We start from the raw sequence: 21550 nt of genomic DNA, 5'->3' as shown, positions 1-21550 counted from the left end.
GACCTCACCCACCTCCCAGCGAACAGTTGCCAGACCGCCCGGATGAACGCGTCCCGCCGTTCCAGTTGCTCGGGCGTCTACCGTTCGCGCAGCCGCGCGTCTTCGAAGGCCGCCACATCCTCATCAGTTTCGAGCGCCCATCTTTCCAGGGGCGTGCAGGCGATCTGCGTGTCGTGGCTCCATTCATTGGTCGGAAGCTCCGCTGCCCGCGTCGCCAGCGGCCATGTCGCATCAATCACACTGTCTCTGCCGGGCTCGTGCAGCACGAGGCAATTGTGAACGTCAATGACCGGCTCGCCGCTCCACGCCGCCAGCAGCTAGTGTTTGGTCGAACACGTACCGCGCCACTCGCTGATGACGGTCTCGGGTACGTGACCGCTGGCCCGCGCGTAGGGCAAGTCGTGCACGAGTTCAAAGACCTCGCGTTCATCCGGCAGCGTGTCACCCGAGCGTTGGCCCCGGCGCACGGCTTCGGCATGGAGGAGGGAAGCGAGGGGGCGGGTCATAGATGGATCTGAATGGGCGGCGGCAGGACGGCATCAGCCACCCCGTCTCCGAAATGGAGTACCCGTAGAACCTTGTGGGGGCCGCCAACTCCTTGCAGCGTGACCTCTTCCCCCACCCGTGGAATGACGTAAAAGCCAAATCGCCCTACAGGCTGGCCGTTGTGCAACACGTCTACCACTATCAGGTTCATGGTTGACCTCCACGATGAGGATGTCGCAGTGAGAGTGACCGCACCATGACCCCTGATTACCCGAAGTACCCCAACAGATCAATCAGCGTCCGCGCATACTCGTCCGGCCTCACCCCTCGCTTCTCCACCTTCACGCTGGGTGGGAACGTCTGCACCTCAGTCTTGTGCGGGTAGCGCTTCAGCCCAGCCGCGTCGTAGTCCAGGGTCTTGTACGCGAAGGTGATCTGCAGATCGGTCATGGTCTCGCCGATGCTCAGCACCCGTTTGGCGGCGGCCACCAGCCGCAGCTTGGCGAGGTCGATGAAGTTCTGCACCTCGGGCGTGGGCGGCCCGTATTTCTTGCGCAGGTCGCGCTCCACGCGGGAAATCGCCTGGAGGGTGCGGCTGTCCGACAGGCGGCCGTAGGTGGCGATGCGCGCTTCCTCGTCCTGCTCGAAGTACTCGGGGCTGAGGCGGGCGTTGATGGGCAGGTCGATGGAAATACTGACGGGCGCCTCGACCTTCTCCCCTTTCAGGCGGGCAACCGCCTCGGCCAGCATCTCGGTATACACGTCGATGGACACGGCCTGCACGTGGCCGTGCTGTTCCTCGCCCAGGATGTTGCCCACGCCGCGGATCTCCATGTCCTTCTCGGCCAGCAGGTGCCCGGAACCCAGGTCCTGCAGATCGGCAATCGCCCACAGGCGGCGCTGGGCGTTCTCGGTCAGACGCGGCGGGTAGAACAGATATGCGTACGCGCTGACCGAGCGCCGGCCCACGCGGCCCCGGAGCTGGTACAGCTGCGCCAGGCCCAGGCGGTCGGCACGCTCGATCAGGATGGTGTTCGCCTCGGGGATGTCCAGGCCGGTCTCAACGATGGTGGTGGAGAGCAGCACGTCGAAGGCGCCCTGCTCGAAGCCGAGCATGATCTCCTCGAGTTCCTCCTCGTTCATGCGGCCGTGCGCCACGCCGATACGCGCCTCGGGCACGAGGTTGCGCAGGTACAGGCTGCGCGCGCCGATGCTGGCAATGCGGTCGTGGATGTAGAAGACCTTACCGCCGCGCTCGATCTCGGTCAGGATCGCGTCGCGCACGGCGACCGGGTCGAAGGGCGTGAGCACCGTCTGAATGGGGCGGCGGCCCTTGGGCGGCGTCTGAATGCTGCTCATGTCGCGCAGGCCGACCATGCTCATGTACAGCGTGCGCGGAATCGGCGTGGCCGACAGGGCCAGGGTGTCCACGGCCGTCACGCCCTCGGGAATCTCGATCCGGCCCTCCTTGCCGACCGGCGGCAGGCCGCGCAGCGCCCGCAGTTTCTCCTTCTGCGACACGCCGAAGCGGTGCTCCTCGTCCACGATGATCAGGCCCAGATCCTTGAACTCGATGTCGCCCGAGAGCAGGCGGTGCGTGCCGATCAGGATGTCCACCTTTCCGGCCTTCAGGTCGCCCAGGATCGCGCGCGTCTGCTGCGGGCTGGTGAAGCGCGACAGGCCCTCGACGCGCACGGGCAGCCCCTTGAAGCGGTCCACGAAGGTGCTGGTGTGCTGCTCGGCCAGCAGCGTCGTGGGCACCAGGATGGCGACCTGCTTGCCGTGTCCGACCACGCGGTGCGCGGCGCGCAGGGCCACCTCGGTCTTGCCGAAGCCCACATCGCCGGAGATCAGACGGTCGGCGGGGTTCGCCTTCTCCAGGTCGCGCAGCGTGTCCTTCAGGGCCGAGACCTGATCGGCCGTCAGATCGAAGCGGAAGTTCTGCGCGATCCTCTCGTCCCACTCGGGCTGCGGCGGGAAGGCGTTGCCGGGCGTGACCTGCCGCGCCGCGTACTGCACCAGCAGCCGCCCGGCGACCTCCTCGGCGTTCTTGCGGGCCTTCTCCTTGGCACGCGCCCAGTCCTTCTTGTCGAAGGAACTGAGCACCGGCGGGTCGTCGGTGGTGCCGGGGTGGCGGCGCAGGACCGGGAGCTGCTCGATGGGCACCCGCAGGTGCGCGCCGCCGCGATACTCCAGGTTGAGGTAGTCGCGGGTCACGCCCAGCACGGTCAACGTCTCCAGCCCCTGAAACTGCCCGATGCCGTGCTCGGGGTGGATCAGGTAGTCCCCCACGTGCAGGCCCAGCGCGTCCGTGACGGGCTTGCCGCCCAGCCGCTTGCCGCGCAGGGCGCTGCCGCCCTGGAAGCCGTAGATCAGGTCTTCAGTGATCACCACCGTGCGGTGCTCGGGGATGGCGAAGCCACCCTCGCCGCCGCCACGCAGGAAGCCCACGCGGCCCTCCTCCACGCGCGGCACCTTCAGCCACGGGATCTCGTGGGTGTCCAGCAGCTTGTCCGCGAGGTACGCGGCGGTGCGGTCGTGGCGCACCAGGATCAGCACGCGGTATCCGGCCCCCCGCCACTCGTCCACGTCGCGTTCCAGGTCGTTCAGGCGGGCGCGGTAGAAGGGCAGCGTGGTCAGGCCGGGGTCGAGGGTCGGCAGGTCCAGCGGCGCGCGGCCGAAGGACGTGACCTCGCGCTCCGCGAGTTTCGGCCACAGGGTGTCGGTCAGCACGCCCAGGGCGCTTGCGTAGAACTCCGGAGAGTCCAGGAACACGCGACCCGGCAGCAGCTCCAGGCGCGTGGCGTCCCACTTCACCTCCGTCAGGTACTCGGCGGTCGGCTCGACGATGAAGAACTGCGCCTTCTCGCCGGTCAGTTCGCCCGGGGCCAGCAGGCGCAGGGTGTCCAGCTCGTCGCCAAAGAACTCGGCGCGCACCCACAGGCCGTCCTCGGCCTCGGCGGGCAGCCCGGCCCCCGGCGCGAGGCGCAGCTCCAGCGTGTCGCCGCGCAGCTCGAACCCGGGTTCCTCACCGCGCTCGTAGCCCAGGCGTTCCAGGCGCGACAGCAGCGCCTCACGCGGGTAGCTGCTGCCCACGCGCAGGTTCAGGGCGTGGTCCTCCGGATGGGCCGGGAAGAGGTCCAGCGCCGTGTTCACATCCAGCACCACATGGTCGTGCTTGGCGTCCCAGTCGCGCAGGCCCGGATTCACGGTCACCGGCGCGCCCAGCACGCCCGCCGAGTGGTAACTGCCCAGGCGATCCGGCGTGGTCAGCAGCACCGCCGGCCCCGGAAACGCCGCGAACAGCGCCGCCCGCGCCACCTGCGGAAGCAGCAGGAGGTTCCCGGGCGGAGCGGTGGGCAGCAGTTTCGACAGGTTGGGCGCGGCGACAGTCACCCAGGGATTTTACGCGCCGCGCCCTGAACGAACCGAGAGCGAAAAGACTTAGGAAAGGGGAAGAGGGGCGCGCTCAGCCCGGATGCGCCGAGAGCCACCACTGCGCCAGCGTGAGCGCGCCCATCAGCAGGAAGGTGATCACGGGCAGCCAGCGCCGCAGCCACGCGCGGGTTCGGTCATTCATGCCGCCAGCATGCCCGCGCCGGAGCGGGTCCGGCAAGTCCCGAGGGTGCTGGAGCGCACTCAGCGCACGCGGCAGCCGGTCAGCAGCGGCCGGGTCGTCTCGGTGCTCTGGCCGGACTAGGTAATCAGCGCGCCCTATTCGTGGTGCTCCCACTTCTCCACGACGGCCTGGTTCGGACCGCCGGCCAGGGCCGCGTAACGCGCACCGCTCTCGCTGACCGCCTGCGCCAGCCCGTACCGCACGCCGCTCCACGTGAGGACGGCGAACGTCGTGGACGCGACATCCAGGCGCCACCCACCCTGGCAGGTGGAGTTCCGGGACCGCCGGCGCCGACCCCAGGACCAGCAGGGCGAGCAGCGTGGCGGGCCGGAGCATGGAAGTGAGCAAGACCCAGCGTCCCCGCCGGGGCCGGACTGCTCGCCGCACGGCGTCCCGGCCGCTATGCTCCACGCATGAGCACACCCACCCGCACCCGCCCCCACGCGCTGCTGAGGATGCTCTCCGGGATCGTGGTCGGCACCGTGGGCGCCCTGCTCGTCCCGGCCTCGTGGAAACTCGAGGGCCGCGTGCTGATCGGGTGGGTGCTGCTGTGCATCACGATCCTCGTGCAGCTGTGGCCCGAGATGATGCGCGCCGGCCCCGCCCGCACCAAGGAACTCGCCACCGTCGAGGACGACTCGCGCGCCCTGGCCGGCACCATCACCATGAGCGCGGCCGTGATCAGCCTGGTCGGAGTGGGCTTTCTGCTGTCCGACGCCCACCAGGCCAAGGGCGCGGCGGAGATCGCCCTGACGGCCCTGGCCGTGCTGGTCGTCACCGCGTCATGGCTGCTCGTGCAGACCGAATACGCCCTGCACTACGCCCGGAACTACTACCAGCACGGCCGCGGCGTGATCTTCCCCCACGGCGAGGACGAGCTGCACGAACCGATCTACTGGGATTTCGCGTACCTGGCCGTCACAGTCGGCATGACCTACCAGGTCAGCGACACCGACCTCAACACCCGCGCCATGCGCCGCCTGACCCTCGGCCACGCCCTGTTGTCCTACGTGTTCGGCACCGTGATCATCGCTGTGACCATCAACGGCATCGCCGGCCTGATCGAGTAAGCGGGCACAGCAGCAAGGCGCGGCCGCCCCTAGATACGCCCAGCCACTTTAGCGGGCGAACCAACGACGCACCTTCCGCAACCCCGTGAGTGCCCAACAACTGAACTGGTGGTCAAAGCCAAAGCGTCCCACCCTGCCCCTGACCGGATGCCATCGCGCGCGTAGCGCGCGGGCGCTGACGGCATGAACGCACGAGGCAAGAACGCCGCCCCTCGCCAACGAGGCCTCGTGTCAGGCCAGCCCAGATGACGTGGCTACCACATGCTTAGCGCAGCGCTCTCCCCCTGCCCCTCTGCTGCGCAGCTTTTCGAGTCTGGGGCAGGGGGCCGGGGGTGAGGACGTCCGCTGCGACAACGAAAACCCCCGACCGAAGCCGGGGGCAACGATCCCTAAAGCTCAGCCCAGCCGCTTGTAAGCCCGCTCGGACAGCACGTCCACCAGATGCGCCCGGTACTCGGCGCTGGCAAACCGGTCGCCCAGCAGGTCCCCAGCCTCCACGAGGTTCTTGAACTGGAACTCGGCGCTGCGGATGCCGTCTTCCAGCTTGCTCAGGCGGTGTGCCTTCTCGGCCGCCCCGGTGTACGCGGCGCGCACCTCCCCGCTGGCATGTTTCGCCATGGCGACGCCGACCACGGCGTAGTGGCTGGCCGGGTGCCGGAACTTCTCGTAGGCCGAGGCCTGGATGGTGGCCGGAATGCGGATATGCGTGAGGAGTTCGCCAGGCTGCACGGCGCTCTCGAACATGCCCTGGAACATGTCGTCGGCGTGCACGGTGCGTTCGCCGCTCTGGCCGCGGATCACGAACTCGACGCCCAGGGCGAGGGCGGCGGCGGGGTAGTCCGCACTGGGGTCGGCGTGGGCGAGGCTGCCGCCGATGGTGCCGCGGTTGCGCACCATGGGGTCACCGACCCACCCGGCCACTTCCGGGAAGAGGGGCACCTCGCTGCGGAGGATGTCGGCGTGCGTGGTCATCGCGCCCACCACGAAGGTGTCGCCGTCACGGGTGATGCCCCGCAGTTCTTCCAGGCCCCACACGTCGAGCAGGGCGGGCGGCTGGGCGAGGCGGAGTTTCATGGCCGGCAGCAGCGAGTGCCCGCCGGCGATGATCTTGAGGTCGGGGTTGGCGGCGAGGGCGGCCAGCGCCTGATCGACGCTCTCGGCTTTCTGGTAGTCGAAACTGGCTGGGTACATGATCCCTCCGGATTGGGGCCAGGAGCGGCGAGCTCTGGGCTACGAAGCGGCGGTGCAGGTGCTCAAAGCCCACGGCTCAGAGCCCAGAACTCGTTTCAGTCGTCGGCGGCCTGCGGCTGGGCGCTGCGTGCGTCCCGGATCGCCTTCCAGACCTTCTCGGCGGTGTAGGGCATGTCCAGGTGCGCGATGCCGCACTCCGTCCACAGCGCGTCCATGACGGCGCTGGCGACGGCGGCGGTGCTGGCGATGGTGCCGGCCTCGCCGATGCCCTTGACGCCCAGGGGGTTGTGGGGGCTGGGGGTGACCGTGTGCCCGATCTGGAAGGTGGGCACGTCGTCGGCGCGGGGCATGGCGTATTCCATGTACGTGCCGGCCAGGAAGTTGCCGTCGTCGTCGTACGCGGCGTCTTCCAGCAGCGCCTGGCCCATGCCCTGGGCGATGCCGCCGTGCACCTGACCTTCAGCGATCAGGGGGTTGATCAGGGGACCGCAGTCGTCCACGCAGCCGTAGTTGCGCAGCTTCACGTGGCCGGTGTCGGTGTCGATCTCGACGACCGCAATGTGCGTGCCGAAGGGGTACACGAAGTTCTTGGGGTCGTAGAACGCGGTGGCCTCCAGGCCCGGCTCCAGATCCTCGGGGTAGTTGTGCGCGAGGTGGGCCATCAGGGCGATGTCGAAGAAGGTCTTGCTCTTCTCGGGGGCGCCCTTGATGCGGAACACGCCGCCCTCGTGCTCGACGTCGTCCACACTGGCTTCCAGCAGGTGCGCGGCGATCTTCTTCATCTTGGTGGTGATCTTGCCCAGCGCCATCTTCAGGGCCGAGCCGCCCACCGCCGCCGAGCGGCTGCCGTAGGTGCCCCAGCCGTAGGGCATGCGGCCGGTGTCACCGTGGATGAGTTCGATGTCCTCGATGGGAATCTGGAGTTCATCGGCGGCGATCTGCGGGAACGCGGTCTCGTGGCCCTGGCCGTGACTGTGGCTGCCGGTGAACAGCTCCACCTTGCCGGTCGGGTGCACGCGCACCAGGCTCGATTCCCACTGCCCGGCCTGCGCGCCGAGCTGACCGACGAGCGCGGAGGGCGCCAGCCCGCACGCCTCGAGGAACGAGATCAGGCCCACACCCATGATCTTGTTGCTGCCCTTCATGCGCTGCTGTTCCTCGCGCAGGCCGGCGTAGTTCATCATGCCCATGGCCTTGTCGAGGGCCGGTTCGTAGTTGCCGCTGTCGTATACCAGCGCCACGGGGGTCTGGTACGGGAACTCGTCTTCCTGGATGAAGTTCTTGCGGCGGAACTCGGCCGGGTCCATGTTCAGTTCGTGGGCGGCCATGTCCACGATGCGCTCGATCAGGTACGTCGCCTCGGGGCGCCCGGCGCCGCGGTAGGCGTCCACGGGCACGGTGTTCGTCATGACGCCCGTGACCTTGGCGTGAATGGCGGGCATCTTGTACACGCCGTTGAGCAGCGTGCCGTACAGGTACGTGGGCACGGCCGGGGCGAACAGCGTCTGGTACGCGCCCAGGTTCGCCAGGGTGTTCACGCGGAAGCCCAGGATCTTGCCGTCGTCACTCACGGCGAGCTGCGCCACCGTCTCGTGGTCGCGGCCCTGGGCGTCGCTGACGAAGGCCTCGGAGCGGCGGGCCGTCCACTTGACCGGCCGGCCCAGCAGGCGGGTGGCCAGCAGCACGATCACTTCTTCCTGGTACTGGAAGATCTTGGTGCCGAAGCCGCCGCCCACGTCGGGCGAGATCACGCGCAGCTTGTGCTCCGGAATGCTCATCACGAAGGCCGCCAGGATGAGGCGGTGGATGTGGGGGTTTTGCGACGTGGTGTACAGCAGGTACTCGCCGCTGGCCGGCGTGAACTGCGCCAGGCTGGAGCGCGGCTCGATGGGATTGGCGACCAGCCGGTGGTTTTTCAGCTTCACGCTGATCTTGTGGGGCGCGCTGGCGAAGGCCTCGTTGGTGGCCGCCTCGTCCCCGATTTCCCAGTGGAAGGCCACGTTGCCCGGCACGTCGTCGTGCACCAGGGCCGCGCCGTCCTTCACGGCCGCCCCGGCGGTCGCCACGGCCGGCAGCGCGTGGTACTCGACTTCAAGTGCGGCGGCGGCGTCCTCGGCCTGGGCGCGCGTCTCGGCGATCACGACCGCGACGATGTCGCCCACGTGGTTCGCTTCCTCCAGCGCGATGGCGGGGTGGGCGGGCGTCTTGAGTTCCGGCAGCAGCCAGCCGACCGGAATGCTGCCGAGGCCGGCGTCCTTGACGTCCTGTCCGGTCAGCACGCGCACCACGCCCGGCAGGTCCTTCACGGAATCGGTGTTGATACGGCTGATCTTCGCGTGCGGGTACGGACTGCGCACCATCGCGGCGTGCAGCGTGCCGGGAATCACGACGTCGTCGGTGTAGTTGCCGGTGCCGGTGATGAAGCGCGGGTCTTCCTTGCGCTTCAGGGCCTGTCCGAAGTACTTCTCGCTTCTGCTGTCCGTCATGGGGTGGGGCCTCCCTGGGAGTCGGCGGTGAGCGCTGGGCTACGGAAGAGCGGCGTCCTGGCCCGGAGCCCACGGCTCAGAGCCCACAGCTCCCCATTCAGTCGTCGGCGGCCTGTGTCTGCGTGCCCTGCATGGCCTTGGCAGCGTGCTGCACGGCGCGGACGATGTTGTGGTATCCGGTGCAGCGGCAGTAGTTGCCTTCCAGGTGGTGGCGGATGACGTCCTCGCTGGGGTCCGGGTTGTGCTTGAGCAGTTCCGCGGAGGACATGATCATGCCGGGCGTGCAGAAGCCGCACTGCAACCCGTGCTCCTCCCAGAAGCCGGTCTGGAGGGGGTGGAGGTCGCCGGGCGTGCCCAGGCCCTCGATGGTGGTGACGTCCATGCCGGCGGCCTGGACGGCCAGGACGGTGCAGCTCTTGACGGCGTCACCGTTCACGTGGACGGTGCAGGCGCCGCACTGGCTGGTGTCGCAGCCGACGTGCGTGCCGGTCAGGCCGAGTTCCTCGCGGAGAAAGTGGACGAGGAGCGTTCTGGGCTCCACGTCGCGCGTGTAGGACTTGCCGTTCACCTGAAGCGTGACGTTCATGCGGGCCTCCCCCTGGACAGGTGGTTGAAGACGGGTTCAAGACAGATTTTCTGACCGTCCCCATTCAAACACATGAAGGTTGGAAAAGGGTGTTGCCCTTCATGCCATTCAGGACGGCATGGACGGCACGGTCTCAGCACCCGGCCGGGGCCCCCGTTCGGGCAGGTAGCGCAGCGCGAGGCCGCCCAGAAACACCAGCAGGGCCAGCACGGACAGCGCCGGCCACGCGGCGCGCCACGTCCACGCCGCCCCGCCGTCCGGGCCAGCCGCGCGGCCGCCCAGGGCCAGTGCGGCGGGGTCGCGCGTGACGGTGGGCACGCCGGCAGCCGCGCCGGGCGCGCTGTAGCCGCCGGGCGGGGGCGCGTACAGGCGCGTCGTGAACGTGCCGTCGGCCCCGGGCTGGAGCGTGACCGGCCACGGGCCGTCCGGGCCGTCCACGGTGACCTGGGCCGTGGGGGCGCTCACGAGCAGGTCGGCGCCGTCGCGGCGCAGGGTCACGTCCGCGCCGGCGCCGGGCAGGGGCGTGCCGCGCACCAGCGGCGCCACGAGCGCCGGGAAGTCCGGCCGGGTGCCCACGCCGCTGCGGGCGTCGGTGGGTGACAGCGCCAGGGCGGTCACGCTGCCCAGCCCGACGCGCCACGTGGCCGCGAGGGGATCGGCGTCCGCGCCGCGGCCGATCACGCCCAGCGGCGTCGCGCCGGGTTTCAGGGTGGTGCGGGTGTACTGCGTGACCGTGAAGGCCGGGCCGGCGGGCCACTGCGCGGCGTGCGGGCCGGTCTTCACGGCGCTGTCGCCCAGCGCCAGGGTGTCGCGGGCCATCAGGCTGGGCACGTCCCGCCAGTCCTGTGCCTGCGCGAAGTGCCCCTCGCCCCACGTGGCCATGTCGCGCATCAGGGGCACGTGCATGCCGCTGCCCACGCTGACGGTGCTGACCGTGATGCCGGTGGCGCGCATGCGGCGGATCAGGCGGCGGTACTCGTCTGGGCTGAAGATGCCGCCGTCCACGCCGTCCGTCAGCAGGATCAGGTGTTTGCGCGACGCGCCGGACTTCAGCAGTTCCTTCAGAGAGGCGTCCAGGGCGCGCTTGACGACCGTGCCGCCCTCGGCCTCGATGCGGCTGATCTGGGCGCGGATCACGGCCACGTTCGTGGCCCGGGTCAACGGCACCGCGACTTTGGGGGAGGAGTCGAAGGCGATGACCGTCACGTCGCTCTGCGGCGAGAGCAGCAGGGCGGAGTTCAGCGCGGCGGACTTGATCAGATCGAGTTTGGTGATCCCGCCGCCCACGCCCTCGTTCATGGAGCCGGACTTGTCGAGCACCAGCGCCAGCGCCAGCCGGGGCAGGTCGCGCGGCACCCGCCCGGACAGCGGCGACAGGCCCTCCAGGGTGGTGCCGATGTACCCGCCCGGCCCGAAGGCTCCGCCGGACCCCGCGATCAGCACGTGCCCGCCCGCGCGCACGCAGTCGGCCAGCGCGGCGCGCAGCGGCGGCGGGATGGCGGCAGCGGGCGTGTCGAGCAGCACCGTGCGCGCCGATGCCTGGAGGTCCGCCGCGCGGAGATCGGCCGGCGCGACGGCCCGGGCCGTGAGCCCCTGCACCGCCAGCGCCCGCATCAGGGCCGTCCGACCAGGCCCGGCAGTTCCGACGACCAGAACGGGCTGCGGCTCGCCGACGCGGGTAGCCGATACCGCCTGCACGGCTGCCTGGCCGGATGGCTGCACGCTCAGGGTGTAACCCGCCACACCGGGGGCCGGCTCGCGCAGGGGCAGCGCCAGCCGGTTCAGGCCGGCCTTCACGTCCACCGGCCCGTCCAGCAGCACGGTATCGCCGCGGCGCAGGCGCAGCCGGACGCGGCCCGCCACCGGCGACTCGAGCACGACCTGCGCCGTGAACGCCTGCCCCGGCTGGACGGCGCCCGGCGTGTCGAAGGCCGTGACCGTCAGAGTGGACGGAGCAGTGGGAACGCCCACCTGTACGCCCACGTCCTGCGACCGCAGGCGGGCCAGGACGTCCGGCACTCGGGCCGACATGGGCCACGGCTGACCCGGCACCCGCAGGGTCGTCCGCGTGCCGGCGGGCACCCGCGCGGCCGCCACCTCCAGCGCCGTGGCCAGATCCGGGCCGTCCGCGGCCGCGACGGTCAGGGCGCGGGCGGGCGCGGCCGGAGCGGGCACCTGCACGTCCAGCACGGCGAGCAGCAGCAGAGCCGCGCTCAGGGCGTGCAGGGCGAGCATGCGGCGCTGCGGCGCGGTCACGGCCCGCCAGCGGCGGCGGCGCAGGGCCGGCTCGGAGCGGAACAGCACCGCGAGTTCCACCAGCACCGCCAGCAGGGCCACGGCCAGCAGGGGCCGCCACAGCGTCGTCAGCGCCGCCCGCCAGTCCGCGGGGGGCGGGGCCGGGGTGACGGCGTCCGGCGCGGCGGCGCGCAGATCGGCGTCCGCACCGGCGAGTCGGTTCACGGCGAGGGCCTGCCCGTCCACGCGGTACACGCCCGCCCGCCACGGCACGAAGGTCTCCCCGGCCGCGCGCTGCGTGGTGCCGTCCGGGAACCGGACGTCGGGCAGCCCGGCGGGCAGCGCGCAGGGCAGACCCACGCGGCACGGCGGCACCACCCGAGCCCCGGCGTCCGGCCGGGCCAGCGCGCCGAGGCGGGCGAACAGCACCGGGAACGCGGGCGACTCCGTCCAGCCACCCGCAGCGGTGGACAGGGCCACGCGCACGGCGGTGTGCCCCGCGCCCCGCGCCACCTCGATCAGCGGGCCGCCCGCGCCGGTCACGAGCGGCGCCGCGTCCGCCCACGCGGGCAGGGCCACGCGGGCCACGCGCCCCACGTCGCTCCACGCGATGCCGCTGCCGAGCGGGTCGCCAGCCGCCCAGCCGAGCACGCTGTCGGGCGTGCCGGCCGCACTGGCCGCCGGCAGCCACACGCTCACCGGGGCGAGTCCAGGGCGAACCTCGGCCGTGCCCGTCACCACCAGCAGGTCGGCCGCGCCGGCGGCGGGCAGGGCCGGGATACGGGTGACCACCGCGCCGGGCAGCGCGGCCAGCACGCGGCCGACCGGATCGTCGGCGCCGTCGGCCGGAGCCGGGCCGACCACGCTCACGCGCAGGGGCCGCGGCGTGGGGCGCAGCACGACCTGCGCCGAGTCGTCGGCCGGCAGGACGTCCGAGGCGTCCAGCGTGGCGCTCAGGACGCCGCCCGTGCCCGGCGTGAACCGCACGCTGAAGTCGGTCTCGCCGCCCGGCGCGAGCACCAGCCGCCGCTCGGCGAGCGCCGCACCGTCCAGGGCCACGGTCACGGTGCGCATGCCGGCCGGGCCGAACTGACGCACGCGCCCGCGCAGCGTCCACGGTGCGCCGTCCGCAGCGGGCGTGACGCTCAGGGCGGAGACGGCCGCGTTGGGCGCGCTCTGCCCCACCGCGCGCACGTCCGGCGTCAGCGCCGCGAGCGCCTGGCGGGCGCGGGCCACCTCGCCGGGGCTGGCGTACACGATCACGGGGGTGCCGGTGGGGACGTCCAGGGCGCGCAGCTGCCGGGCGGCGGCCATCCAGTCCGGGGCGCCGTCGCCAGCCGCAGCACCCTCCAGCGCGGCGCGGACGCCGGCCGCGTCGGCGCGGTTCACCGCCAGTGGCCGGGGCACGTCCGCGACGAGCAGCACGGTGCTCCGGCCCCGCACGTCGCGCACGGCGCGGCGGGCGGCCACACCGAAGCGGTCCGGGCGGACGTCGGCCGCGCGCATGGCCCGGCCGGCCTCGATCAGAAGCACGACCTGACCTGCGCCGACCGGCGACGTGGGCGTGGGCCGGGCCAGGGCAAGCGCGACGAGCAGCACCGCCGCGCCCTGGAGCAGCAGCGCGGCGCTCACCCGCACGCGGGGCCGGGCCTGCGGGCTGGTCGAGAGGGCCACACGGCGCCACAGGTGCACGCTGCCGACCTCGGCGGCGCGGGCGGCGCGGCGCTGCCGGTGGAAGTACACCAGCACGCCCAGCAGCAGCGCCAGCAGCAGCCACCCCGGCTGGCCGAGGCTCATGGCCGCGACCTCACCGGATCACGCCGCGCGCGAGGAATTCGCGCAGGATCAGGTGCTGCACGGCCTGATCGGAGCGCACCTGGATCAGGCGGCCGCCGTGCCGGGCGAGCTGGGCGCGCAGCGCGGCGTTCCAGTCCTCCAGCGCGCGGCGGTACGCGCTCAGAGATGCGTCGTCCAGCATGACGCTCACGCTGGCGTGTCCCTCGGGTTCCTCCAGGCGGGTCAGGCCCCGGCCCAGCGGCGCGGGGTCGAGTTCGTCCGGCGCGAGCACCTGCACGGCCAGCACCTCCTGCGCACGGCTGTGCGCGTGCGCGACGGCCTGCGGATCGCTGTCCGCCAGGAAGTCCCCGACCAGCACGACCAGGGCGCCGCGCGGCGCGGCCGCCGCCGCGTGCCGCACGGCATCGTGCAGGGTGATCCCGCCTTCCGGCCGGACGCGGCCCAGGAAGCCCAGCAGTTCCGTGCTGCGGTTCACGCCCTGCATGCGCCCGCTGCTGTGCACCCCGGCGCCGAAGGTCACGGCCTGCACGCTGTCCCCACCGGACAGACCCGCGTACGCCAGCGCGGCGGCGAGCTGCTGCGCGAGCGCGAACTTGGCGGGCGTGCCGGTCGCCATGCTGGCGCTGGCATCCAGTACGACCAGCACCGGCAGCTGCTGGTGGACCACGTACTCGCGCACCACGGGCACGCCCAGGCGGGCCGTGACCTGCGCGTCCAGCGCGCGGATGTCGTCGCCGGGCGTGTAGGGGCGGTGATCCGCGAACTCCAGCCCGGCGCCCTTGGCACGCGAGGGCCGCTCGCCGGCGCCGCCCTGGGCGCGGGCGCGGCCGGTCGTGCTCAGGCGGCGGCGGGCGAGTTCCTGCTGCACGGCCGGGGGCAGCTGCACAGCGTCCCTACAGCCCCTGGGCGTCCAGCAGCCGCAGCAGCAGGGCGTCCCGGTCGATGCCGTCGGCCACGCCCTCGAAGTTCAGTTGCAGGCGGTGGCGCAGCGCGGGCAGCAGCACGGCGCGGATGTCCTCCGGGGCGACGTGTGCGCGGCCGCCCAGCATGGCCTGCGCCTTGGCGGCCAGCACCAGCGTCTGCGCGCCGCGCGGCGACACGCCGAAGCGCACGTAGCGGCGCACCTCCGCGCCGCTCTCCGGCCGGCTCGGCTGGGTGGACACCACCACGCGCGACACTGCCTGCACCACGTCCGGCGACACCGGCAGCGCGCGCACGATCCGCTGGGCGTCCAGCAGGTCGTCCGGCGTGAGACACTGCGGGGCCCGCTCGGCGTGCAGGCCGGTCGTCTGCGCCACGATCCGCTCCAGCGTGCCGGCGTCCGGGAACGGCACGTCCACCCGGAAGAAGAAGCGGTCCATCTGCGCTTCGGGCAGCAGGTACGTGCCCTCCTGCTCGATGGGGTTCTGGGTGGCGAGCACGAAGAACGGCCGGGGCAGGGGCCGGACCGTGCCCGCGACCGTCACGGTGCCCTCCTGCATGGCCTCCAGGAGCGCCGACTGGGTCTTGGGCGTGGCGCGGTTCACCTCGTCGGCCAGCAGCAGCTGCGCGAAGATCGGGCCGGGCATGAACTGCAGCACGCTCCCGCCGCCCTCCTGCGGAGCGAGCACCAGCGTGCCGGTGATGTCGGCGGGCATCAGGTCCGGCGTGAACTGCACCCGTCCGAGCTGCAACCCGAAGGCGTCCGCGATGGTCCGCACCAGCAGCGTCTTGCCCATGCCGGGCGCGCCCTCCAGCAGCACGTGCCCGCCGGACAGCAGCGCGACCAGCACCTGATCCACCACCCGCTCCTGGCCCACCACCACGGCGCTGACGGCCGTGCGGGCGCGGTGCAGGGCGGCGAGCAGCGCGTCGAGGCGGCCCAGGTGGTCCCCGGGACTGGCGGTGGAGCTGGCGGGCAGGGTGGCGGGCATCTCGGTCATGGCGTCGTCCTTGCGGCGGTGGGGAGGGGCGGAGCGGTGCGGTCGAAGTACGTGCGGACGGCGTCACGCGCGTCCGGCGGGATGTCGGGGCTCACGGACAGCGCTTCCGGCGCCGCGCGCCACGGCCCGGCTGCGGCGGCACCGGACGCCACGGGCTTGTCCTCCGTGTCGGGCGCGGCGAGCACCTGGACCGAGTCGCCCAGCACACCGCTGCCGCCGAGATCTGTGGTGCTGGCGCTGCGCAGGGGGTTGAGCGTGCCCACGCCCAGGCCGACGCCGCTGCTGGAGCCGGCCGCGCCGCCGCCGGAATCGCTGGTGCCGCTGCGGGTCTCGCCGCCCGGCGGCTTCTTCCGCGCCGCGGGCTGGGGCGCGCCGCGGTTCATGTCGTTGTTCGTCAGGCAGCCCTGCACGCAGCGGTCGGCCCCCTCGCTCTCGAGGCCGCGCCCGCCGGACGCCGCGCGCAGCGCCGAGGAGCCCGGATCGGACTTCTGCTGCATGGGCTGCGCGCCCGGCGCGGTCGCCGGATCATAGGGCGCCGAGGCGAGGGTCTCGGCCGGCGTGACCGACTGGTTCTGGAACTGCCCGGACTCGCGCGAGCCGAACGGCGTGTCCCGCGTGGAGCGCTGCGGCGCCGCGCTGGCCGTGGAGGAGTCGCCGGCCGTGCCGGACGTGACACCCTGCCGGGCTTCCCGCAGCTTGTCTCCCGCCGTGCGGCCCGTCGCCGGGGCGGACGTGCTGGCCTGGGCGGACGGGGCCTTCACGCCGGCCGCGTCGCTGGCCTGGCCCTTCGCGGCAGCCGGGGTGGCGCTCGACGTCTGGGGCACGTCCGGTTCCGGCGTCGGCTCGTTCACCGTGGGCGCCGAGGACTCGGGCGCCGGGGTGGCTCCGGCCGTGGCGGCGGGGGGGCCGGGCGCCGGTTCGTCCACCGCCGCTGCCCGGGGCACGTCGCCCGCTCCTCTGCCCACACTCAGGGGGGCCGGCCACCACAGGCCCGCGGCCACCAGCAGCAGCGCGGCAGGTCCCGCCCAGCGGCGGGCGGGCGGCAGCGGCAGCAGCGCGTCCGGGCGCAGGGCGGCGGCGGCCTCGTGCGCGCGGGCGTGGACGCGGGCGTGCAGGGCCGCCTCCCACGGGTCCGGCGCGTGCTCCGGCAGGGTCAGGGCGGTGGCGAGCAGGCCGGACAGCCCCGCGCGGCGATCCGCGGTGCGCGCCGCGTCGAGCGGCGTGGGGGGCCGCTGCCGCGCCCAGCGCAGGGCACCGAGCAGGGTCCCGACCACGACCGCACCCGCCACCGCCGGAGCCAGCGGCGCGGCGAGCAGTCCCAGCAGCCGCGCGGCGCCCAGCGCGAGCAGCGTGCCCGCCGCGCCCCACAGCGCGTGCCGGGCGGCCGTGTGGCCGCGCCGCAGCCGCTCGCGGCGCTGCACGCCCCGCAGCGCGCCGGCCAGGGTGGACTGCGCGGCGAGGCTCACAGACTCCGCCCGAGGAAGGTGCGCGGCAGCAGGCGGCCCAGCACGCGGCCCACGCCGGCGAAGGCCCCCGCGACCAGCGCGGCCAGCAGCACGTAGAACAGCAGGTGGCTGGACTCGGTGTACAGCGCAAAGAAGCGCACCTTGGCCCCCAGGCCGTCGGCGCGGGACAGCAGCTCGGACGCGACGACGGCAGTAAAGGCGTACCACAGGGCGCGCGACAGGTACGCGCTGCGCCGTTCCTCCAGCTTGCGGCGGCCCAGCGCGAACACCTGCACACCGCACGCCAGCGCCGCGACCGTGATGGCGGTGCCGTCCCGCACACCCAGCGTGGGAATCAGGTTCAGGGCGACCAGGATCAGCACCCACGGCACGGCGAGCAGCGTCAGCAGCCACGGGGTCAGGAGGGCCTCGGCACGTGGCGAGAAGCGCATCGCGGCGGCGAGCAGCGCGCCGCCCCCCAGGCCCAGGCCCAATGACAGCAGCAGGCGGCCCAGCGTGACCGCGAGGGCCTGCACCGCGCCGGGCCACTCAGCGGGCAGCCACGAGAAGTCCAGTCCAGGGCCGCTCACGCCGGGCCGCCAGTGGGCAGGTCGGCGCGCCGCAGCAACTCGCGCACGGCCCGGAGCAGCGGCAGGGTCGCCGGGTCGTCCGGGTCGCGGGGGCGCGGCAGGTCGATGTCCAGCGTGCCCGCCACGCGGGTGGGCGTGCCGCCCAGCACGAGCACCCGGTCCGCGAGCTGCACCGCCTCTCCGGGGTGGTGCGTGACGAGCAGGGTGGTGGCCGGGCGGCGGCGCAGCAGGTTACCGAGTTCCGCGCGCAGTTCCGCGGCCGTGAGCTCGTCCAGCGCGCCGCAGGGTTCGTCGAGCAGCAGCAGGTCGGGGCGGATCACCAGCGCCCGCGCCACCGCCGCGCGCTGCGCCATGCCCAGCGACAGCTGCCCGGGCCGGTCGTGCTCGCGCCCCTCCAGGCCGACCAGGGCCAGCGTGGCGGGGATGTCGGCTTGATATTCAGGCGGGCACACCAGCGCGAGGTTCTCGCGCAGCGTCAGCCACGGCAGCAGCCGGGCGTCCTGGAACACGTAGCCCACGCGGGGCGGAGCGCCCATGACGACCCGGCCGCGCGTGGGGGCGCTCAGGCCCGCCGCGAGATTCAGCAGGGTGCTCTTGCCGCTGCCGCTGCGGCCCAGCAGGGCCGCGATACCGCCGGGCGGCACGTGGGCGCTCACGCCGCGCAGCACCTCGCGCACGCCGCCGGACTGCGCGTAGCTCACGCCGACGTCCTCGAAGGTCACCGCGAGGCCGCTCACGGCTCTCCCGCCGGGCGGGGCGCGCTGGCCTGCCACGCGGCGGCGCGGGTGCTGACCACGGCGAGCACGCCGTCCAGCGCCGACAGGACGACGGTCATGACCACGCCGTAGGCGAGGATGCCGCGCATCTCGAACTGCTGGAAATAGAACGCGATCATGTAGCCCACGCCGCTGGTGCGGCCGAAGACCTCCCCGAACACCACCATCTTCCACGCCAGCGACAGCGTGACGCGCGCGGTGCCGAGCAGCGTGGGCGCCAGCTGCGGCAGCGTGACCGCGCGCAGCGTCGCGGCCGGACTCACGCGGAACGACCGCGCCATCTGCGCCAGCCGCGGGTCGAGACCGCGCACGCCCTCGCGCACCTGCACGGCCACCGTGGGCAGCAGGATCAGCGCGATGCTCAGGATGATGGCCCGCTCGTTCAGGCCCAGGATCAGGTACGCGGCGAGCAGGATCAGGATGCGCGGCAGGGTCAGGCCCACCGCCAGCCACGGCGCGGCGAAGGCGGCCAGGGCGGGCACGCGGCCCAGCGCCACGCCGAGCGGGATACCGGCCGCCAGCGCCAGCGCAAAGGCCGCCAGCACGCGCCACAGCGTGATCCCCACGTGGCCCCAGATCGCGCCGCGCCGCACCTCGCGCGCCAGGAAGTCCAGCGTGGCGCCCACGCCGGGAAAGGTGTCCGGTCCCAGCGCCCACGACAGCCCCGCCCACGCGAGCAGCAGCGACGCCGCGCCCAGCGCGGGCCACCACCACGCCCGCCGGCCCGCGCGCGCGGCGGGGCGGACGTCGGTCAACGGGGTGCACCCCCGGGCCCGGCCGTCACGGCTGGAAGGTGGTGTTGAAGGCGCGGGTGTCCAGGCGGGTCAGGCCGACCACATCCGGCCCGGCCACAGCGATCATCTTGCGGGTCAGCAGCAGCGTGGCGTTCAGGTCCGCCGCGCCCCAGCGCTTGGGCAACCCCGCCGCCCACTGGGCACGCAGGGCCGGCAACTGGGCGCGGTCCGGCAGCACGTACAGGTTGGCGCCCAGCATCGCGGGCCAGTACGCGTCGTCGGCCTTCATGCGCTCCTCGGCCAGCTTCACCGCCTTCAGGAACAGCCCCAGGGTGGCCGGATCGGTGTCGGTGCGCGCGATCACGTACAGCAGCGGCACGTTCTGCGGCAGGCCCAGACCCTTCAGCAGATCTGCGCTGGAGATCAGCTGCCGGAACTTGCCGCCGGCCACCATGCGCGCCGTGTGGTGCCAGAAGGGAATGCCGGCCTGGATCTCGCCGCGGTTCATGAACTGCTCCATCAGCGGGCTGGACACCGACACCACCTTGGAGGCGTCCTGCACGTCGAACCCGGCGGTCGCGCGGGTGTAGGCCCGCAGGATCAGCAGGGTCTTGTCAGTTAAGCTGGTGGCGCCCAGCGACGCGCCCCTCAGGTCCGCCACCGTCCTGATCGGGCTGTCTTCCGGCACCACGATGCCCCCCGCGAGCAGGCTGAAGGGATACACCGCGCTGACCGGGAAGCCCTTCTGGCGCAGCAGCGTCACCTCGATGAAGTCGTCCACGACCACCTGCGCCGCGCCGGAGCGCAGGGCCACGCGGGTGGCGTCCTTGCTGGCGTAGGTGGTGGCATTCAGCGTGAAGCCCAGCTGTTTGTCCAGGCCGTAGCGCTGGATGGCGAAGGTCACCCACGACATGGTGCCGCCCGCCTGGAGGCCGACGTTGATACTCTGCTGCGCTCCGGCCGCGCCGCTGAGGGCCAGCAGGGCGGCGAGAACCAGGACGTGTGAACGCTGTGACATGCAACTCCTTGCGGGACACGGGACATGGGCGGCGGCGCCGGGGGCAACAGGACGCGCTCTGATGGGTGACTCCATGATCATGTCCCGCGGTGGGTTGCCAAAAGGTTGTGGTCCGCTGGGCACGCGGCCAGGCCGGTATAGACGTGACGTGGCGGGGGGACGGCGGGACCGCGGGCAGGCGGCATGCTAGCCTGGGTTACCAAATCTTCACGGTTGGACCCTGCCCGGCACACTCACGCCCGAGAGCGCGGTGATCCGCACACCCGAGAGGTATTGCAGGAGATGATGAACGAACGCCTGGCCCTGGAACGGCAGAAACTGGTGCGCGCCTGGTACCGCTACGTGACCCGGCCCAGCCCGGCACTGGCCGTGCCGGACGACCCGGTGGAGGTGCCGGCCCGCAGCGAGGGCAACGTGGACCAGGAGGTCGCGGCGTCGTGGGCACGCTCGGCCCTGACGGTCCCGCCCGAACGGGTGAGCGCCCCGGTGGTCAGCGAGTCGGACGTGAAACACTCGTGGCAGGAGTCGCCGCTGGAGTACGGCGTGCGCGGCCTGATCCCCGAACTGCGCCGTCTGGCGGAGGAAGCGGACCTGATCGTCGGGATCGGGGACACCGACGGCACCCTGCTGTGGACGCAGGGCAGCGAGCGCATGGCGGACCTGGCGACCAGCATCAACTTCGTGCCGGGCGGGCAGTGGGGCGAGGGCAGCGTGGGCACCAACGCCCTGGCGCTGGCGCTGCGCACGCGTCAGGCGGTGCGGGTGTTCAGCGCCGAGCACTACGTGCAGACGGTGCACGACTGGGTGTGCTACTCCAGCCCCATCCGCGACACGCACACCGGGGCGCTGCTGGGCGTGCTGGACTTCAGCACCACGTGGGAGCACTCCACGCCGCTGGGCCTGGCCAGTGCCCGGCACTACGCACAGCAGATCGAGCTGGCCCTGAACGGCCGCAGCGCGCCGACCGTCGGGGAACTGAACCTGCGCTTCTGCGGGCCGCCGCAGGTGCTGTACGGCGGCCGGCGCCTGCACCTGACACCCCGGCAGCACGAACTGCTGTGCGTGCTGGCGCTGCACCCCGGCGGCCTGACGCTGGACGCGCTGCACGCGCACGTGTACGGCGACCAGCCCATCAGCCTGAGCACCCTGAAGTCCGAGGTGAGCACGCTGCGCTCGCTGCTGGGCGGGCAGATCGCGTCGCGGCCGTACCGCCTGAGCGTGCCCGTGCGTCTGGACGTGCAGGACATCGAGGAGCGCCTGCTGTCCGGGCAGGTGAGCGCCGCCGCCGACGTGTACGACGGCCCGCTGCTGCCGCACTCGGCGTCGCCTCTGCTGACGTACTGGCGCGATTACCTCGACGCCGCGCTGCGTGAGGCGGTGTGCCGCTCGAAGGACCCGGACCTGCTGTGGCGCTACGCGTCGCGTTTCGACGACCCGGAGGTGCTGGAGGTGCTCGAGCACCTGCTGCCGGACGACGACCACCGCCTGCCGATCGCCCGCGCCCGCCGCGCCGCGCTGGACGCCGCGTTCTGACCGCCCCGGCCACGCCCTCCGCCGCGGCCCTGCGGCCGTGGACTGCCCTGACGCTGCTGGGC

At 72.5% G+C, this 21550-nt stretch carries 17 protein-coding genes; 2 read left to right on the top strand and 15 right to left on the bottom strand.

Annotated elements, in window-relative coordinates; genetic code table 11:
• Positions 1 to 77: 77 nt before the first annotated feature.
• From HNQ07_RS01870 to HNQ07_RS01855, 4 genes are all read right to left on the bottom strand, one after another.
• Entirely contained in the window at positions 78 to 266 is a 189-nt protein-coding gene (locus HNQ07_RS01870) for a hypothetical protein (protein ID WP_184109192.1), read from the bottom strand.
• 51 nt (positions 267 to 317) lie between these two features.
• Positions 318 to 506 (bottom strand): hypothetical protein, encoded by a 189-nt coding sequence (locus HNQ07_RS01865; protein WP_184109191.1) that lies wholly within the window; start codon positions 504 to 506, stop codon positions 318 to 320.
• Positions 507 to 753: 247 nt separating this feature from the next.
• On the bottom strand, positions 754 to 3882 hold the full coding sequence (locus HNQ07_RS01860) for a DEAD/DEAH box helicase (protein WP_184109190.1): 3129 nt from the start codon (positions 3880 to 3882) through the stop codon (positions 754 to 756).
• A gap of 318 nt (positions 3883 to 4200) precedes the next feature.
• Positions 4201 to 4548, bottom strand: coding sequence for an MliC family protein (locus tag HNQ07_RS01855; RefSeq protein ID WP_184109189.1), 348 nt, complete (start codon positions 4546 to 4548; stop codon positions 4201 to 4203).
• Between HNQ07_RS01855 and HNQ07_RS01850 the strand changes: the two genes are divergently transcribed.
• Positions 4519 to 5175, top strand: a complete 657-nt coding sequence (locus tag HNQ07_RS01850) for a DUF1345 domain-containing protein (RefSeq protein WP_184109188.1) — start codon at positions 4519 to 4521, stop codon at positions 5173 to 5175. The genes HNQ07_RS01855 and HNQ07_RS01850 overlap by 30 nt on opposite strands.
• Positions 5176 to 5571: 396 nt before the next feature.
• On the opposite strand, the gene HNQ07_RS01845 is transcribed toward HNQ07_RS01850, so the two are convergent.
• The 11 genes from HNQ07_RS01845 to HNQ07_RS01795 form a co-directional block, all read right to left on the bottom strand.
• Complete coding sequence (locus HNQ07_RS01845) at positions 5572 to 6366, bottom strand: FAD binding domain-containing protein (protein WP_184109187.1); 795 nt, start codon at positions 6364 to 6366, stop codon at positions 5572 to 5574.
• 95 nt (positions 6367 to 6461) lie between these two features.
• Positions 6462 to 8852 carry a xanthine dehydrogenase family protein molybdopterin-binding subunit gene (locus tag HNQ07_RS01840; protein WP_184109186.1) on the bottom strand — a complete coding sequence of 797 codons (2391 nt, stop codon included), beginning with the start codon at positions 8850 to 8852 and terminating at the stop codon, positions 6462 to 6464.
• Positions 8853 to 8949: 97 nt separating this feature from the next.
• Complete coding sequence (locus HNQ07_RS01835) at positions 8950 to 9438, bottom strand: (2Fe-2S)-binding protein (protein ID WP_184109185.1); 489 nt, start codon at positions 9436 to 9438, stop codon at positions 8950 to 8952.
• A 108-nt stretch (positions 9439 to 9546) separates the two neighbouring features.
• Positions 9547 to 13470, bottom strand: a complete 3924-nt coding sequence (locus HNQ07_RS01830; RefSeq protein ID WP_184109184.1) for a VWA domain-containing protein — start codon at positions 13468 to 13470, stop codon at positions 9547 to 9549.
• 10 nt (positions 13471 to 13480) lie between these two features.
• Positions 13481 to 14356 (bottom strand): DUF58 domain-containing protein, encoded by an 876-nt coding sequence (locus tag HNQ07_RS01825; RefSeq protein ID WP_184109183.1) that lies wholly within the window; start codon positions 14354 to 14356, stop codon positions 13481 to 13483.
• 7 nt (positions 14357 to 14363) lie between these two features.
• The gene (locus HNQ07_RS01820) at positions 14364 to 15392 is read right to left on the bottom strand and encodes an AAA family ATPase (RefSeq protein ID WP_221274669.1); all 1029 of its coding nucleotides are present in this window, start codon (positions 15390 to 15392) and stop codon (positions 14364 to 14366) included.
• The gene (locus HNQ07_RS01815; protein ID WP_184109182.1) at positions 15389 to 16858 is read right to left on the bottom strand and encodes a hypothetical protein; all 1470 of its coding nucleotides are present in this window, start codon (positions 16856 to 16858) and stop codon (positions 15389 to 15391) included. Before HNQ07_RS01815 ends, HNQ07_RS01820 begins: the two co-directional genes overlap by 4 nt.
• A complete protein-coding gene (locus HNQ07_RS01810; protein ID WP_184109181.1) occupies positions 16855 to 17427 on the bottom strand; it encodes a hypothetical protein in 573 nt (190 codons plus the stop codon). Before HNQ07_RS01810 ends, HNQ07_RS01815 begins: the two co-directional genes overlap by 4 nt.
• A complete protein-coding gene (locus tag HNQ07_RS01805; RefSeq protein WP_221274668.1) occupies positions 17424 to 18164 on the bottom strand; it encodes an ABC transporter ATP-binding protein in 741 nt (246 codons plus the stop codon). Before HNQ07_RS01805 ends, HNQ07_RS01810 begins: the two co-directional genes overlap by 4 nt.
• Positions 18161 to 18958 (bottom strand): ABC transporter permease, encoded by a 798-nt coding sequence (locus HNQ07_RS01800; protein ID WP_184109179.1) that lies wholly within the window; start codon positions 18956 to 18958, stop codon positions 18161 to 18163. Before HNQ07_RS01800 ends, HNQ07_RS01805 begins: the two co-directional genes overlap by 4 nt.
• Before the next feature lie 25 nt (positions 18959 to 18983).
• Positions 18984 to 19955, bottom strand: a complete 972-nt coding sequence (locus tag HNQ07_RS01795; protein ID WP_184109178.1) for an ABC transporter substrate-binding protein — start codon at positions 19953 to 19955, stop codon at positions 18984 to 18986.
• Positions 19956 to 20240: 285 nt separating this feature from the next.
• Here HNQ07_RS01795 and HNQ07_RS23810 point away from each other — a divergent pair, with 285 nt between their 5' ends.
• On the top strand, positions 20241 to 21488 hold the full coding sequence (locus HNQ07_RS23810; RefSeq protein ID WP_221274667.1) for a helix-turn-helix domain-containing protein: 1248 nt from the start codon (positions 20241 to 20243) through the stop codon (positions 21486 to 21488).
• The last annotated feature ends 62 nt before the right edge of the window (positions 21489 to 21550 follow it).

The organism is Deinococcus metalli (genome assembly GCF_014201805.1).
Taxonomy (GTDB): Bacteria; Deinococcota; Deinococci; order Deinococcales; family Deinococcaceae; genus Deinococcus; species Deinococcus metalli.
This window is presented reverse-complemented; position numbering and strand designations above follow the sequence as displayed.